Origin of the sequence: Pseudomonas sp. gcc21 (assembly GCF_012844345.1) — a bacterium.
Taxonomy (GTDB): domain Bacteria; phylum Pseudomonadota; class Gammaproteobacteria; order Pseudomonadales; family Pseudomonadaceae; genus Halopseudomonas.
Genome location: NZ_CP051625.1, coordinates 3,118,303 through 3,134,314 on the forward strand (window position 1 = coordinate 3,118,303; position 16,012 = coordinate 3,134,314).

Consider the following 16,012-nt stretch of genomic DNA (forward strand, 5'->3'; position numbering starts at 1 on the left):
GGCCTGCCGATCAGGTGTGCCTGCTGTCGAAGTGACTGCAAGCCACTTCAGGTTGCCTTTCGGCGTTTCGCTGAGCGTCCTTGCTCAGGCCTGAGGGTTAATTTGAAGGTTTCTGCTCTCAGCAGGCGTACCTATCCCGTGAGCGGTGGCCCTTGAGGCAAAAGCTTGGCCATGCGTCGCAGGTTCTGCACCGCCGCCGCCAAAGTGAATTCGTCAGTGGCACCTGTCAGGCCGCGCAGTCGTAAACGATCGAGTTTCATGATCCGTTTGAGGTGGGCGAACAGCATCTCCACCTTCTTTCGTTCGCAGCGAGAGACGAGGTATTCCGGTGTCTTGGCGATGCGCCTGGCCACATCGCGGGCAGCCTCATGGATACTGCGGACGATCTTCCGATTCGGCGTGTTGGGGCAGCATTTCGCTTTCAGCGGACAGGTAGTGCAGTCGGTTTGGCTGGAGCGATAAATGATGGTGTGGGCCTTGGTCACCCGCGATCTTTTCTGGGTGAAGGCGCGCCACTCACTGCGTAGTGGTTTGCCGGCTGGGCAGCGGTATTCATTGGCCTCCTGGTTCCAGTGGAAGTCGTTACTGGAGAGGCTGTCGTCCTTGCGCTCAGTCTTGTCCCACACCGGCACATGCGGCTCGATGTCCTTTTCTTCGACCATCCAGGCCAGCATCGGGGCGGTGCCATAAGCGGTATCGCCGATAAGGCGTTCCGGTGTGAGATCGAACTGAGCTTTGACACGCTCAACCATCGTCCTAGTCGAATCGACTTCGGCGGTACGGTGCGCCGGGGTAGCTTCCACGTCCATGATCACACCGTGCTCAGTGTCGATCAGGTAATTCGTGGAGTAGGCAAAAAAGGCCGGCCCACCTGGCGCTGCTGTCCAACGGGACTGAGGATCTGTGAGCGAAATTTTCTTGGGAAGAGCCTCAGCCAGCGCCTCTTCATCAAGGGCTTCGAGGTACTCGCGCACTGCGCGGCTGCTGAGCTTTGGATCGTTCCAATCGACCTCATCTCCCGCTACCCCACGTTGCCGGCTGGCATCCGCCTTGATGATGCTAGCGTCGACGGCAAAACCTTCGCCCTTGACTAGGCCGGCTGCCATGCAACGCCGCAGCACCTCATTGAACAACCAGCGGAACAGATCGCTGTCACGAAAACGCCCATGGCGATTCTTCGAGAAGGTCGAGTGATTGGGGACTTCGTCTTCCAGACCCAGCCGGCAGAACCAGCGATAGGCCAGGTTCAGGTGCACCTCTTCGCACAATCGCCGCTCGGAACGAATGCCATAGCAGTAGCCGACGACCAGCATGCGCACCATCAATTCCGGGTCAATCGAGGGGCGTCCGATGGGACTATAGAAGTCCGCCAGGTAGGCGCGCAGATCACTAAGATCCAGGCACTGGTCGATGCTGCGCAGGAGGTGTTGAGCCGGGACGTGATCTTCTAGGTTGAACGAGTAGAACAGGCGCTGCTGTCCTCCCGGTAACTGCCCCATCATGCTGTTCGCCCCCACGCTCGCTGACAGAGCAATTTTGCCAACGGTATGGAGAGGCCGCTACTTTTTCAACAGAATCGGCCAAAAACGGACACCGCCAACCCGAAAAAAACTGAGCGTTGCTTTCCGTTAAGTTTGGTAGTTGCAAGCCCCGTTCAGGAAGAATTGCTCGATCAACGCCGCCATACCTGCGCGTGCGATACGGCCGCGGCGCTCGGCGTCTACCAGGCCGAAGATCAAGGAGGAGAAGATTTCGGTAAGCGCCGGGGCACCGATATCGATACGGAATACGCCCAGTTTTTGCCCGCGTAGAAAGAACTCGTCCAGCGTTTCTGAGTAAGGCAGCCATCGGCAGCCGCCTGCATCTAAATCAAACGTGTCCGGGCGCCACTGAAATGAGAGGAAAACCAACAACTCCCTGTGAGTCAAATGGCCTTCGATCAGGCGATGCAATGCGTCCAAGGGCGCCGACTCAAGATCGGCATCGGCAATGACCCGATAAATAACCACCGAACCATGATCCAGAAGCATCTCGATCAGGTTGTCGCGGGTGCCGCAAAACCTGTTTAGCGTCGCCTTGCTGACTCCCGCTGCCTGGGCTATTTCTTTGAACGTGGCTCGCGGGTGGTCAACGATGGCGATCGCCAGGGCCTTCAGCAATTGCTCATCGGCAGCAGTTAAATCCATCGGTCACTCTTTATCTATCGCAGGCAGATGCGGGTATTTTGCCTAGAACACTCATTTTTCTCAAAGAGGATACTAGCTTTGTTCACATCAAAATCAAATGAGTCAATATTGACTCATTTGATTTTGGTGTGCATCATGCGCGGCTTCGACTACGTACTGGCTTCGTGCTTGGGTGAGATATGAACAAATTTCGCGAGTGGATCACTTTTTCCGTGATCTCCTGTTTGGTCGCCGTGACCCTGGTTGGCTGCGACAAGCCCGAAGAGCAAGGGGAGGAGGCGCCGGCGCGTGAAGTCGATGTGCTCAGCGTGCAGACCGAGCCCTTCACCGTGGTTGCCGAGCTACCAGGACGCATCGAGCCGGTGCGTGTCGCCGAGGTGCGCGCGCGGGTGGCGGGGATCGTGCTCAAGCGCACCTTTGAGGAAGGGGCCGACGTGAAGGCCGGCGACGTGCTGTTCCAGATCGACCCTGCGCCGTTCAAAGCGGCCCTGTCGCGGGCGCAGGGTGAACTGGCCCGCGCCGAGGCGCAGTTGTTCCAGGCCCAGGCGATGGTTCGCCGATACGAGCCGCTGGTGAAGATCAACGCCGTCAGCCAGCAGGATTTCGACAACGCCAAGGCCGCTCTGCAGAGTGCCCAGGCCGACAAGCGATCGGCCCAGGCCAATGTCGAAACCGCCCGCCTGGACCTGGGCTATGCCGAGGTTCGCGCACCCATTGCCGGACGCATCGGCCGAGCCCAGGTCACCGAAGGGGCGCTGGTAGGCCAGGGTGAGGCGACTCTGCTAGCGCGTATCCAGCAACTTGATCCGGTGTACGCCGACTTCACCCAGCCGGCTGCCGACGCCCTGCGCCTGCGCGCGGCCATCGCCGAGGGCAAGGTTACCGGCGCTAGCGACCAGCCGTTGTCGCTGCGCGTCGATGGTACCGATATCGAGAGCAAGGGCACGCTGCTGTTCACTGATATCTCGGTGGATCGCAGCACCGGGCAAATCGCCCTGCGAGGGCAGTTCGACAACCCCGAGGGCGTGTTGCTGCCGGGTATGTACGTGCGTGTGCGCACGCCGCAGGGGCTCAACCAGAACGCCATCCTGGTGCCGCAACGTGCCGTGCAGCGTTCGGCTGACGGCCAGGCCAGCGTGATGCTGCTGGGCGAGGGCGATACCGTCGAGGTGCGCCAGGTCACTACTGGCGCCATGCAAGGCTCGCGCTGGCAGATCAGCGAGGGCCTGCAGGCCGGCGACAAGGTGATCACCAGCTCGCTGGCGGCTATCCGTCCGGGCGCCAAGGTCATCCCACGCGAGCAAGGCGCCGCCGAAAAAGCTCCACAGTCCCAGGCCCAGTAAGCCGGAGAACCATTCATGCCCCTGTTTTTCATCCGACGCCCCAATTTTGCCTGGGTAGTCGCCCTGTTCATCTCGCTAGGTGGCCTGCTGGTCATTCCGTTCCTGCCGGTGGCACAGTACCCCAACGTGGCGCCGCCGCAGATTACCGTGACCGCCACCTATCCCGGCGCCTCGGCGCAGGTGCTGACCGACTCGGTGACCAGCGTCATCGAGGAAGAACTCAACGGCGCCAAGAACCTGCTGTACTTCGAGTCCACCAGCAACGCCAACGGCATAGCCGAGATCACCGTCACCTTCCAGCCGGGGACCGACCCCGAACTGGCCCAGGTCGACGTGCAGAACCGTCTGAAGAAGGCCGAGGCGCGCATGCCGCAGGCCGTGCTGACCCTCGGCATCCAGACCGAGCAGGCCACCGCCGGCTTCCTGCTGATCTATGCGCTGAGCTACACCGATGGCGACAAGGACTCCGATGTCACGGCGCTGGCCGACTACGCGGCGCGCAGTATCAACAACGAAATCCGCCGGGTACCCGGTGTCGGCAAACTGCAGTTCTTCGCCTCCGAGGCGGCCATGCGCGTGTGGATCGATCCGCAGAAGCTGGTTGGCTACGGCCTGTCCATTGATGACGTGAACAACGCCATCCGCGCGCAGAACGTGCAGGTGCCGGCCGGTGCCTTCGGCAGCACGCCGGGTTCCAGCGAGCAGGAGCTGACGGCGACCCTGGCGGTCAAGGGCACCCTGGACAACCCGCAGGAATTCGCCGCCATCGTGCTGCGTGCCAACCAGGACGGCTCGCGCCTGACCCTGGGCGACGTGGCACGCATCGAGGTCGGCAGCCAGGACTACAACTTCGGCTCGCGCCAGGACGGCAAGCCCGCCGTTGCCGCCGCCGTGCAGCTGTCGCCCGGTGCCAACGCGATCCAGACCGCCGAGGCGGTCAAGCAGCGTCTGACCGAGCTGTCGGCCAACTTCCCGGACAACGTCGAGTTCTCCGTGCCGTACGACACCTCGCGCTTCGTCGACGTGGCCATCGACAAGGTCATCATGACCCTCATCGAGGCCATGGTGCTGGTGTTCCTGGTGATGTTCCTGTTCCTGCAGAACGTGCGCTACACCCTGATCCCGTCCATCGTCGTGCCGGTGTGTCTGCTTGGTACCCTGACCTTCATGTACCTGCTGGGCTTCTCGGTGAACATGATGACCATGTTCGGCATGGTGCTGGCCATCGGCATCTTGGTGGACGACGCCATCGTGGTGGTGGAGAACGTCGAGCGGATCATGGCCGAGGAAGGCCTGGCGCCGGTGCCGGCGACCATCAAGGCGATGGGGCAGGTGTCCGGGGCGATCATCGGTATCACCCTGGTTCTGTCGGCGGTGTTCCTGCCGCTGGCCTTCATGGCGGGTTCGGTGGGGGTGATCTACCAGCAGTTCTCGCTGTCGCTGGCGGTGTCGATTCTGTTCTCGGGCTTTCTCGCGCTGACCTTCACCCCGGCGCTGTGCGCCACGCTGCTCAAGCCGATTCCTGTAGGCCATCACGAGAAGACTGGCTTCTTCGGCTGGTTCAACCGCAAGTTCACCAGCCTGACCAGCCGCTACACGAAGCTCAACGACAAGCTGGTGCCGCGAGCCGGGAGGGTGATGTTCATCTACCTGGGCGTGGTGGTGCTGATGGGCTTTCTCTACATGCGCCTGCCGGAATCCTTCGTGCCGGTGGAAGACCAGGGTTACATGATCGTCGACATCCAGCTGCCGCCCGGCGCCACCCGTGAGCGTACCTCGGCCGCTGGTGGAGAGCTGGAGTCATTTCTGATGGCCCGCGAGGCCGTGCAGACGACCTTCCTGGTGCTTGGCTTCAGCTTCTCCGGCATGGGCGAGAACGCGGCCATTGCCTTCCCGCTGCTCAAGGACTGGTCTGAGCGTGATTCTTCGCAGTCGCCGGAAGCCGAGTCGGTTGCGGTCAACGAGCACTTCGCCAACCTCGATGACGGCGCAATCATGTCGGTACCACCACCGCCGATTGAAGGCCTTGGTAACTCCGGTGGCTTCGCCCTGCGCCTGCAGGACCGCGCCGGTCTCGGCCGCGATGCCCTGTTGGCAGCGCGCGATGAAGTGCTGGGCAAGGTCAACGGCAATCCGAAGTTCCTCTACGCCATGATGGAAGGTCTGGCCGAGGCGCCGCAGCTGCGCCTGGTGATCGACCGTGAGCAGGCCCGCACGCTGGGTGTCAGCTTCGAAGCGATCAGCAGCGCGCTGTCCACTGCGTTCGGCTCGTCGGTGATCAACGACTTCGCCAACGCCGGCCGCCAGCAGCGCGTGGTGGTACAGGCCGAACAGGCCGAGCGCATGACGCCGGAAAGCGTCCTGCGCCTGCATGTGCCCAACGACAGCGGCAGCCTGGTACCGCTGAGTGCTTTCGTCACCACGAGCTGGGAGGAAGGCCCGGTGCAGGTCGCGCGTTACAACGGTTACCCGTCGATCCGCATTGCCGGTGACGCCGCGCCCGGCGTGAGCACTGGCGAGGCGATGCTCGAACTGGAGCGCATCGCTGCCGAGCTGCCCGAAGGTATCGGCTACGAGTGGACCGGGCTTTCGTATCAGGAGCGGGTCGCCAGCGGCCAGGCGACGATGCTGTTCGCGCTGGCCATCACCGTGGTGTTCCTGCTGCTGGTGGCGCTCTACGAGAGCTGGGCGATCCCGCTGACGGTGATGCTGATCGTGCCGGTCGGCGCACTCGGCGCGGTACTGGCGGTGACTGCCATCGGCCTGCCCAACGACGTGTACTTCAAGGTCGGCCTGATCACCGTGATCGGCCTGGCGGCGAAGAACGCCATTCTCATCGTCGAGTTCGCCAAGGACCTGTGGGAAGACGGCTACTCGCTGCGCGATGCCGCTGTCGAAGCCGCGCGCCTGCGTTTCCGCCCGATCATCATGACCTCCATGGCGTTCATGCTCGGCGTGGTGCCGCTGGCCATCGCCACTGGCGCCGGCGCTGCGAGCCAGCGCGCACTGGGCACCGGGGTGCTGGGCGGGATGCTCAGCGCGACCATGCTCGGGGTGATCTTCGTGCCGATCTTCTTCGTCTGGGTGCTGTCGCTGCTGCGCACCAAACCTCAGCAAACCGACAACCATCCCCTGCATAAAGCGGAGTAATGCGATGACCTCTCACTTCATGCTCCGTCGCGCTCTGCTGCCCCTGGCCATCGCCGCCCTGGCGGGGTGTTCGCTGGCCCCGACCTACGAGCGCCCGCAGGCACCGGTCGCGTCGCACTGGCAAGCCGCCGACGCGGAGGGCGCCCGTGCCCAGGCGCTGGACTGGCAGACCTTCATCGTCGATGCCGACTTGCGCCGCGCGGTGGATACGGCGCTGAGCAACAACCGCAGCCTGCGCCAGGCGCTGCTGGATATCGAAGCTGCGCGTGCCCAGTACCGCATCCAGCGTGCTGATCGCCTGCCTTCGATCAACGCCAATGCCAGCGGCAACCGCCAGCGCCTGCCTGCCGATCTGTCGCAGACCGGGCGCTCGGAAGTGACCAGCAACTATCAGGTCGGCCTCGGCCTCGCGGAGTACGAAGTCGACCTGTTCGGCCGCGTGCGCAACCTCTCCGAGGCCGCGCTGGAGACCTACCTGGCGACCGAGGAGGCGACCCGTGCCACGCAGATCAGCCTGGTTGCCGAGGTCATCCAGGCCTACCTGACCCGCGATGGTGCGCTACGCCGCATGGCCCTGGTCGAACAAACCCTGGACAGCCGCATGGCCTCGCTGGAGCTGGTCAGCCAGCGCCGTGCAGCGGGGGCCGCCACCGCCCTGGATTACCAGGAAGCGGTCGGCCTTGCCGAACAGGCTAGGGCCGAGCGCGAGAGCACCGAACGCCAGTTACGCCAGGCGGACAACGCCCTGGTCCTGTTGCTCGGCACGCCAGATGCCGCTCGCCTGCTGCCCGCGACGCCCCGCGACGACCTGATGGTGCTGCAGGACATCGCCCCCGGCACCAGCTCGGAACTGATCGAACGGCGCCCGGACATTCTCGCCAGCGAGCACCGCCTCAAGGCGCGCAATGCCGATATCGGTGCAGCTCGCGCCGCGTTCTTTCCCCGGATCAGCCTGACCGGTTCGGTGGGCAGCTCCAGTGCCGAGTTGTCCGGATTGTTCGATGGCGGCTCGCGGGCCTGGAGCTTTGCCCCGACGCTGTCGCTGCCGATCTTCGCCGGTGGCCGCAACCGCGCCAACCTGGACCTCGCCGAAGTGCGCCAGGACGCGGCGGTGGCCGACTACGAAGGCACCATCCAGACCGCCTTCCGCGAAGTGGCCGATGCCCTGGCCGCCACCGACACCCTGCGCCGCGAGGAGGCTGCCCGCCAGGCTCTGGCCGGTTCCAGCGAGGCTGCGATGGCCCTGGCTAAGGCGCGTTACGAGGGCGGCGTGGACGACTACCTGCGTTATCTTGACGCCCAGCGCAGCACCTTTAGCAACCAGACCACACTAATTCAAATCAGCACGGAACGGCAGATTGCGCTGGTTGACCTGTTCAGGTCTCTGGGCGGTGGCTGGGGCCAAACTGAACCGATGGCCGGGATCGGCGCTGAGTGAGCAAAGCCAGGAGTCCTGCATCCGAAGACCGGACTCTGGCTCCATCACCGGTGAGCTACTGGTCATCGACGGGGCAATCGTCTGATCGAGAATAAGACTGTCTGACGACTGGCAGGCCTATGGATTATTGGTGGCAGCAGCTAACGGCTCTATAAAGAGCTGCAAAAAATCACTGTAACGCATGATTGACTGACTGCTTCTGGCCGGTTTCTGCCTGTTGCGTCTCTGCTGCCCACTGGCCAAGTCGGATGCACGCGGTGGTCAGTACCAATGCAATTGACTGGTCAAATGGGTGCAATTGCGCAGGTATGGACTTCAAGCCCCAATTTCCTGGAAAAGAGGTTCTTTCTATGGACATCCGACATCAGAGATTGAGTAGCGGAATGTCTGAGCTGAAGTCATGTCCATGGCTGTTCTTCTTTCCTTTATCTCGATGAAGCGTTTGCCGATCTGACCGGCATCAGCGCACCGGAACAACTGGCTCGGCAGATCAGGGCGCAGGTGCTGAAACAGGCAGGCATTCCCACAGGAATCGGTATTGGGCCGACCAAAACACTTGCCAAGCTGGCGAATGCTGCCGCAAAGAAGTGGCAAGCTCAGACGGGCGGCGTTGTATATCTGGACAGTGATCACAAACGCGACTGGCTGCTCAAGCGCATGCCCGTTGATGAAGTGTGGGGCGTTGGTCGGCGCATGAAAGAACATCTCGGGCTGATGGGTATCAGCACCGCATGGGATCTGGCGCAGGCAGATGCCTGGACGCTGCGCAAGAAGCACAGCGTGGTGATCGAGAAAACCGCCCGGGAGCTGCGCGGCGTGCCGTGTCTGGAACTGGAGGTCGACTCAGCGCCCAAGCAGGAGATATGCAGCAGCCGGGCATTCGGTGATCGCCTGCATGACAAAGCCCCAATCCGCGAGGCGGTGGCCACCTATGTTGCCAGAGCATGCGAGAAGTTAAGGGCGCAAGGCTCGCTGTGCAAGAAAGTACGGGTGAGTATTCGCACAGGAATGTTCAATCCGAACGAAGCCAAATTCGCTAAAGGCGTAATCTGCGAGCTTCCTTTTCCTACCGATGACACTCGATTAATCATCAGGGCCGCCACTGAGGCGCTGGATGCGATCTATCGCACCGGTTATGCCTACGCCAAGGCCGAGGTTCTGCTGATGGATCTGCGGCGGCGTGGAGAGTTCAGCGGTGATTTGTTTGCACCGGAACAGCCTGAAGCGGCCGGCCGCGTTATGAGTGTTCTGGATGAGATTAACGGCCGGTGGGGTAGGGGGACGCTGCGCCCGGCGCGAGTACCGTTGGAGCCAGAGTGGGGAATGCGTCGAGAGTTTTTAAGCCCGCGTTATACGACGGACTGGCGGGGGCTGTGGAAGGTGCCTTGTCGCTAACTATGTGCGATAAGGCCGCTATCGGCCAAAAGCGGACGGTCAGCTCTATAAATAAATGCGTCCCTTTTTCCGCTGTTGCTCCGGCAATTCCAGCATAGTGGCCGAGGCGTAGTGCAGATGGGTCGCCGCCTACACCCCATCGACTGGTGCGTGGATGGCTCAACCTGCTTACCGTTGACAAAGCCGCGTAGGCGGGGGAGATTGCAGGCCGATGGTGTGGGCATAGCAACCGTCAAAAACTTGTCCCCTCATCATCCCCTAGAGAAACTCATTTCTAGTCAGAATTATGTTGATTACCTGCCCCCCGTCGGCTTGGAACGCCCGTAATGGAACTCAGGCGTGATACCATAGCAGCATTTTGAATACACTCTAGGCTCTAGAAAGAGATGTATTTGGAAATAAGGTCATATTGAATGTTGTTCAATCTGGGGAATGCAATCTAAATGGTCAAGAAAAGCAGAAGCGTTGAGCTGAGTGCAGAGGCGAAGCGAGAGGCGGAGGCCGCTATTTCGGTTGTAGCTCGCCAGGTTAAATTTAATGTTGCTGAATATCCGGTCTCGATGTATGTCGAACGATTCAAAAGTGATACGGGTGATCGATATTTTGTACCCTCATATCAACGTAATCTGTCATGGAGTGATGAACAAAAATCACAGTTTATTGAGTCGCTGATAATTGGTTTGCCTATCCCGTTTATGTTTTTCTATCAAACAGATGACGGAAGAATGGAGATTGTTGACGGGTCGCAACGAATGAGGGCAATGAGGTCCTTTCTAAAAGAAGGTCTGAGGTTGCGAGACCTAGTGTTAGTTCCTGAACTAAATGGCTTCTCAGCCGCTGATCTTCATGCTGATAGAATTAACAAGTTAGAAGACATTACAATTCGTACGATCATCTTGGATAATGATACAGATTCTTCAACTCGGGCGGAAATGTTTGCTCGAATCAATCGCATGGGCACAACCGCAAATGAGGCGGAAATTCGCAGGGGCTCACTGCCTGGTGATGTAACGAATTTGATCGCCAAGTTGGCTGAAGACCCAAGATTCATAGAGATGACTCCGCTTACTGCTAAAGCTGTTAACGCGCGTGAGCGCGAAGAGCTTGTCACCCGCTTCTTCGTTTATCTCAATCGAAATGACACCCCAGAGGGCCGCTTTCCAGGGTATCGCGATCGTCCAAAAAAATTCATATACGATTATTTGAAAGACGCAAATTTAGATGCGAAAGATAGGCCCGATTTAATTCAGTCTATGAGTGACGAGTTTTGGAAAATGTTAGAGTTCGTTAAAAATACTTTCGAACTTGGCTTTAGAAAAAACACAAAAGCCAACACTGTGCCTCGCGTCAGATTTGAGGCTCTATCTGTAGGGTCAGCTCTTGCATTGAGGGCCAATCCTGATTTGAAAGTCGACTCTAAAATTATATCGGAGCGGATGCGTGAAGCCAATTTTGATAAGGTGGTTGTATCAGATGGGGCAAATGTACGTTCGAAACTAGAGGGGCGGATAGACATTGTTGTCCGCATGCTGGCCGAATAATGACTACTCTGCATGCAGCTCTTGCTGAGAGGAAAGAAGAGTTTTCAGTGCATATGTCCCTTGCTCACGCTCTGGATCGCCAGCTATTTGTTGGAGGTCCTACCTCAATCGGTGAGACTGCTCTAACTGCTCGTCATTTGTCGACTGTAAAATCAGGCTTGATAGTCCATCTCTATAACATTGTCGAGTCAGTGATGACACGTACAATTCAGGAGGTTGGAAAAGCGGTGCAGGTCACACCTCCTTCCGAGTGGACGACTGCAACATTGAAGGAGTGGTTGCGATTTTATGCGGCAACTGGCTCTGACGGAAATGAAGATACCCGTTTGGATGTTGTTCACAAGGCCGCTTTGAAACTGTTAACGAGGGAGCCTATCCAAGATTTGGTCTTTAAGAAGCCGTCCGGTACTTGGTCGGATAAAGTGATTTATACGTTTTCGCAGCGACTAAAAGTTGAGTTCAGGTTGGAGCCGGAGATAGCACGAAAGATGGCAAAAAATTCTAAGTATGGCGACAAGACTCCATTGGGATTTTTGGCGGATAGAAGAAATGCCATTGCTCATGGACGACGTTCATTTGAGGATGGAACCAGGGATCTTACTCTTCAGGATATCCAAGATTTAGCTGATATAACTATTGAATATATAGGGCTTGCGGTGGATGCATTTCAGGGTTTTGTGGATAAAAAGCATTTTGTGGCTGCGGTTTGATGCAAGAAGATAAAATTGTTGCCGTCGATCTTTTTTGTGGGGCCGGAGGCCTTACTTATGGTCTTGAGGCGGCTGGTATTTCGGTAACGCTTGGGATAGATATTGACCCGCATTGCGCTCATGCCATAGAAGCCAACTCTAAGGCTAAGTTCTTACAAGCCGACGTTGCTGAGTTAGACGCTGCTGTGGTTAAAGAAGCTTTGAGGGGAGGAGATTTTAAACTTCTTGCTGGATGTGCTCCTTGCCAACCATTTTCTACATATTCTCGTGCTGCGAAGCGAAAGCACGGCGAGAGTGCTGGCGATGGCCGAAGTGAAGATTGGCGGCTTGCTGAGCACTTCGGAAACATTATAAGAAAGGTCCAGCCTGATATAGTAACAATGGAAAATGTACCTCCATTCGCGCAGCAGGAAGTATTCAAAACATTTTTAGAAGCGCTTGAAGGGTATTGGGTCGACTGGAGATTAATTGAGTGTACTTTGATTGGGCTTCCACAGACCAGAAAGCGCTTGGTTCTAATTGCATCTAAACTTGGGCCGATTGAGATTCCTAATTTCGATCTGCCCCGAAAAACTGTTCGTTCAATCATTGGGGAACTACCTAGAATAAATGCGGGGGGAGTAGATCCAGATGATCGGTTGCATAAAGCTAGTAGGCTAAGTAGCATTAATATGGAGCGTATCCGTTCCTCTGTTGCCGGTGGCACTTGGAGAGATTGGCCGGAGCACCTTCTTTTGTCATGCCACACTAAAGTTTCCGGTGCAACTTACCCCTCGGTATATGGGCGTATGGAATGGGACTCTCCAGCACCGACAATAACGACGCAGTGCTTCGGGTATGGAAATGGACGGTTTGGTCACCCAGAACAGGATCGAGCAATAAGCCTTCGTGAGGCGGCGATGCTTCAAGGGTTTCCCCAGGATTACTCCTTCCTTCCAGAAGATGAAATTGTGAGTTTCTCTAAGGTTGGTAGGCTGATTGGAAATGCTGTACCCGTAACGCTTGGAACAGTCATCGGCAGATTCATTAAACAACATGTAGCAGAATATCGCAGTGCCAATGATACGGATGGGATGTAGACTTAGGGTAGGTCTGAAATTTGGCACCACCTCCCAGTCGTCAAGCTGTGAATCGCCCTGGCTTCTCTAGACGCCGTCAAGCGTCAATTATGGGCAGCCCCCCCTGAATAACTGTCCGCTATTGGCCGACACCGGCCTGTCACGACCGGTAGCAGTCAACCCTTTATAGGATGGTGAAGAGGGAGCTATCCAGAGTGTTACAGACAAGCTGATTGGTCATTTACAGAGCTGTCTTGATGTCGATCCAGAGGGGGCCTCTATTGCTTCAGGTATCGAGCATGTCCCATTCATCTCCTAGTACCCAGCGGAGCGCGGATAGCTTGCCGTTGAGCATGCCCCACTCAAAATCGTCCCAAGGGCCGGTGTCCTCGTACTGATTTCTCACCCTCTCAGCAGCGGCCAACGCACCTTTCCAGATGTGTTGGTGAATCTCACCATTGGAATTACGCTCAGCTCCCTCCGGGATGAGCTTGATAGTTCCTTGCTCAATGTGGTGAGCGCGGTTCATATGCCTGTTGTACCAAACTTTATCGACCAGCTCATCCATTGCCCCCAAGATCTCTTGCAAGCCGCGCGTCTGATCCTCCCAAGCCCAGTCGTACTCATAGTGGAGCTCTTCGAGATCGAGCAGATCCTCTACGGCCTGGCTTGTGGCATTGTAGAAATGGGTTTGGTCATCAAAGATTTCTGCAAAATCTTCGTGAGGTAAGCGGTGGTCTTTGGCTGAAAAATCATTGACATTATGGGTGACGAACCGAAAGGAGTTGTACTCATCTGCGTGTTCTAGCCGATACTCTTGGAACGCCTCAATAAGTACCGCGTCGGCAACACTGTTTTTTTGCTTGTGGAACGGAGCCTTCTTCGCGATTGCGCGCTCAGCTGCTTTAATTTTTGCCTTATCAGTTATTGCTACAACCAAAGCTGTGTCGAATAACCTCAGGACACGCTTAACCGTGCCCTCGGTGGCTTCTGAAAGTATTGGCAGACGGTGATTCACGTCCTCCAACGTCTCAAGCGTTACGTCCTTTCCGTCGCCGCCAAACGACTCAATGACACCTTTAACCACTCTGAACTCGTTCGCGAGGCGTTTGCGTGTGGCCTCGATCACCCTGTCTTTATTTTGCTCGTACTCGGTCCGTACCAAGTCGGGCAGCAGGATCTTGATAACGCCATCCTCAACTAGATGCTCTATCGCCGTGAGCATTGGCAGCTCTGACTTCTGGGATGAAATATCAAGCCATACGCATGTATCGAGCATTACCAGATGCATTGAAGCTCCTTTGAGGATTCAGATCTCTATACTTGGCCTCGGCCAGAGACCCAGTATGGTCTGCCCCAATCAAATTGTGTGACTCGGACAGGCGCCCATTGATGCGGCAGCAATTGGCCGAATAGCGACGGGTTAGCTTCAGCCGTCGCTATTCAAGGTCAGACCTCCGTCTGCTCCGCCATTTCCAAAGCGTCATCGACCTCAGTTCCCAGGTATCTGACGGTGCTTTCAAGCTTGCTGTGGCCGAGAAGAAGCTGGATCGCCCTTAGGTTCCTCGTTCTGCGGTAGATCAGAGAAGCTTTGGTGCGACGCATCGTGTGAGTGCCATACAGGGCCGGATCAAGCCCAATGGCAGCCACCCAAACTTTGACGATCCGCGCGTACTGTCTGGTGGAAAGATGATCTGAGCTATGCAACCGGCTAGGAAATAAGAAATCCTCGCTGCGTAGGTTTGCCTGCTGTATCCATTCCGCCAGCGCCACCCTGGTTTGTTCAGTGATTTCAAATTGTACCGGGTGCTGGGTTTTCTGCTGCATCACAATGGCCCGAGACGACACAAGGTCTCCATGTGCGATGTCCCGCACACGAAGCTTGGTTAAATCGCAGGCCCGCAGCTTGCTGTCGATGGCTAACTCGAATAACGCAAGATCTCGAGGTCTATCCGCTATTTGAAGCCTTACCCGGATGGACCAAATGTCTCTGAGTCGCAGCGGGGCTTTCTGCCCGACCAGCTTGCCCTTGTTCCAAGGTTGATGGCTATAGGTTTCAGTGGCTTTCATGGCTTGTCCTCCACGTGATGAAAGGCAAGGATGAACGGTGATGGAAACGGTCGCTAGCCGGCCAAAAGCGGACGTTCCGCAGAACCTGTAAGGTGGCTTCAATTTTTTAGGCGACTCGTCAACTCAGGCAATATCCCCAAAGTAGGTACGTTCAATTTCGGTTTTAAGCCCTTCGGCTGAGTACAGATACCGCAGCAGATGAAAAGCTTCATCCTCAAGATAGGAGGTCAAATAAGAAAGGCTATCTTTAAACTTAAATCTATAATAACTATGAACAAGGGTATTTCTGATATCATAAATCATTTTGGACTTCGAAGTGGAAGTGTAGTACTCATTCTCTTTGATGTCTTCAAATATCAATCTAGCCTCTGCCGCCAATCTGGCGTCAAACTCCTCTCGCTTCATTTCAGAATACAGAAGCCCTATAAGCTTGCTTTCAGATGAATACTCATCAATTCTTTTTCGTATAATCCCGAGATGGCTACGCTTTATTTTAAGCTCATTAACTTTTTTATAAAAAACCAATTCCATCGTGATTTCGTATATCTGATAAAAAAACATAAATCTAGCATAGCCATTTTTCTCTGCAGGCAGAACCTCTCTTATCAACAACTTGAAGAAGCCCATCGCGCGATCGCCATTAAAGCATTTATGGATAACAATTTTTGGGGTGATCGGAGCTTTAAAGTCTACGCTTGAGAGAGAGCCGTGTTCGTAGAAAGGATAAACTCCATACAACAGAAAGGCCAGAGCCAGCTCACCATCGCAACTAACTCTTACGCTATCTAATAAGCGTCTGCTGTAAATTAATAAATATAAATTTTCGGGGAGATTCCTGCCTTTTAGGGTTTTCAATGCCTCGTATGCATGTTTCCTGAAAAATTTATTTTCGTACTCGTCATGCTCTGAGGATATTATAGAAAGCAGGGGTATCAGCCATCCAATGCGGACCTCTTTAGGGTCGCCTGGCATGAAGATTTGCGCAATTTCTTTCTCGTCTGGAGCGGATTTAGTGTAAAGTCTAACTCCATATTCTGTCTGGACTTCAGGCATGGGGTCTTCAAGATAGGCTGACGGCACATTTTCATCTGTCAATTCAATTAAGTCACCCATACTTATTG

General features: G+C 56.3%; 11 protein-coding genes and 1 pseudogene. 7 read left to right on the top strand and 5 right to left on the bottom strand.

The window, feature by feature from the left end:
• Positions 1–131: 131 nt before the first annotated feature.
• Entirely contained in the window at positions 132–1,502 is a 1,371-nt protein-coding gene (locus tag HG264_RS14295; RefSeq protein ID WP_065285146.1) for an IS1182-like element ISCfr1 family transposase, read from the bottom strand.
• Positions 1,503–1,628: 126 nt separating this feature from the next.
• Positions 1,629–2,186, bottom strand: a complete 558-nt coding sequence (locus HG264_RS14300; protein ID WP_088813950.1) for a TetR/AcrR family transcriptional regulator — start codon at positions 2,184–2,186, stop codon at positions 1,629–1,631.
• 179 nt (positions 2,187–2,365) lie between these two features.
• Between HG264_RS14300 and tmexC the strand changes: the two genes are divergently transcribed.
• The 7 genes and pseudogenes from tmexC (at position 2,366) to HG264_RS14335 (ending at position 12,842) form a co-directional block, all read left to right on the top strand.
• Positions 2,366–3,529: a multidrug efflux RND transporter periplasmic adaptor subunit TMexC gene (gene tmexC / locus HG264_RS14305; RefSeq protein WP_065285147.1), complete on the top strand. Its 1,164-nt coding sequence runs from the start codon at positions 2,366–2,368 to the stop codon at positions 3,527–3,529.
• Between the two features lie 15 nt (positions 3,530–3,544).
• On the top strand, positions 3,545–6,679 hold the full coding sequence (locus tag HG264_RS14310) for a multidrug efflux RND transporter permease subunit TMexD3 (RefSeq protein ID WP_034065037.1): 3,135 nt from the start codon (positions 3,545–3,547) through the stop codon (positions 6,677–6,679).
• Positions 6,680–6,683: 4 nt separating this feature from the next.
• A complete protein-coding gene (locus HG264_RS14315; protein ID WP_003152694.1) occupies positions 6,684–8,117 on the top strand; it encodes a multidrug efflux transporter outer membrane subunit TOprJ1 in 1,434 nt (477 codons plus the stop codon).
• Positions 8,118–8,546: 429 nt separating this feature from the next.
• Positions 8,547–9,512 (top strand): annotated as a pseudogene (locus tag HG264_RS14320) (DUF4113 domain-containing protein); the annotation flags it as partial.
• A gap of 443 nt (positions 9,513–9,955) precedes the next feature.
• Positions 9,956–11,053 carry a DUF262 domain-containing protein gene (locus HG264_RS14325; RefSeq protein ID WP_169408282.1) on the top strand — a complete coding sequence of 366 codons (1,098 nt, stop codon included), beginning with the start codon at positions 9,956–9,958 and terminating at the stop codon, positions 11,051–11,053.
• On the top strand, positions 11,053–11,763 hold the full coding sequence (locus tag HG264_RS14330) for an MAE_28990/MAE_18760 family HEPN-like nuclease (RefSeq protein ID WP_169408283.1): 711 nt from the start codon (positions 11,053–11,055) through the stop codon (positions 11,761–11,763). Before HG264_RS14325 ends, HG264_RS14330 begins: the two co-directional genes overlap by 1 nt.
• Entirely contained in the window at positions 11,763–12,842 is a 1,080-nt protein-coding gene (locus HG264_RS14335; RefSeq protein WP_169408284.1) for a DNA cytosine methyltransferase, read from the top strand. Before HG264_RS14330 ends, HG264_RS14335 begins: the two co-directional genes overlap by 1 nt.
• A 265-nt stretch (positions 12,843–13,107) precedes the next feature.
• Here the strand turns inward: HG264_RS14335 and HG264_RS14340 are convergent, their stop codons facing one another.
• From HG264_RS14340 to HG264_RS14350, 3 genes are all read right to left on the bottom strand, one after another.
• Entirely contained in the window at positions 13,108–14,112 is a 1,005-nt protein-coding gene (locus HG264_RS14340) for a PIN domain-containing protein (RefSeq protein ID WP_169408285.1), read from the bottom strand.
• A 158-nt stretch (positions 14,113–14,270) separates the two neighbouring features.
• On the bottom strand, positions 14,271–14,891 hold the full coding sequence (locus HG264_RS14345; RefSeq protein WP_169408286.1) for a tyrosine-type recombinase/integrase: 621 nt from the start codon (positions 14,889–14,891) through the stop codon (positions 14,271–14,273).
• 123 nt (positions 14,892–15,014) lie between these two features.
• Positions 15,015–16,004, bottom strand: coding sequence for a hypothetical protein (locus tag HG264_RS14350; protein WP_169408287.1), 990 nt, complete (start codon positions 16,002–16,004; stop codon positions 15,015–15,017).
• Positions 16,005–16,012 lie beyond the last annotated feature (8 nt).

Bases quoted from the DNA above. Each gene is read 5' to 3' on its own strand.
- HG264_RS14295 (WP_065285146.1), bottom strand. From the start codon at position 1,502: ATGATGGGGCAGTTACCGGGAGGACAGCAGCGCCTGTTCTACTCGTTC.
- HG264_RS14300 (WP_088813950.1), bottom strand. From the start codon at position 2,186: ATGGATTTAACTGCTGCCGATGAGCAATTGCTGAAGGCCCTGGCGATC.
- tmexC (WP_065285147.1), top strand. From the start codon at position 2,366: ATGAACAAATTTCGCGAGTGGATCACTTTTTCCGTGATCTCCTGTTTG.
- HG264_RS14310 (WP_034065037.1), top strand. From the start codon at position 3,545: ATGCCCCTGTTTTTCATCCGACGCCCCAATTTTGCCTGGGTAGTCGCC.
- HG264_RS14315 (WP_003152694.1), top strand. From the start codon at position 6,684: ATGACCTCTCACTTCATGCTCCGTCGCGCTCTGCTGCCCCTGGCCATC.
- HG264_RS14325 (WP_169408282.1), top strand. From the start codon at position 9,956: ATGGTCAAGAAAAGCAGAAGCGTTGAGCTGAGTGCAGAGGCGAAGCGA.
- HG264_RS14330 (WP_169408283.1), top strand. From the start codon at position 11,053: ATGACTACTCTGCATGCAGCTCTTGCTGAGAGGAAAGAAGAGTTTTCA.
- HG264_RS14335 (WP_169408284.1), top strand. From the start codon at position 11,763: ATGCAAGAAGATAAAATTGTTGCCGTCGATCTTTTTTGTGGGGCCGGA.
- HG264_RS14340 (WP_169408285.1), bottom strand. From the start codon at position 14,112: ATGCATCTGGTAATGCTCGATACATGCGTATGGCTTGATATTTCATCC.
- HG264_RS14345 (WP_169408286.1), bottom strand. From the start codon at position 14,891: ATGAAAGCCACTGAAACCTATAGCCATCAACCTTGGAACAAGGGCAAG.
- HG264_RS14350 (WP_169408287.1), bottom strand. From the start codon at position 16,004: ATGGGTGACTTAATTGAATTGACAGATGAAAATGTGCCGTCAGCCTAT.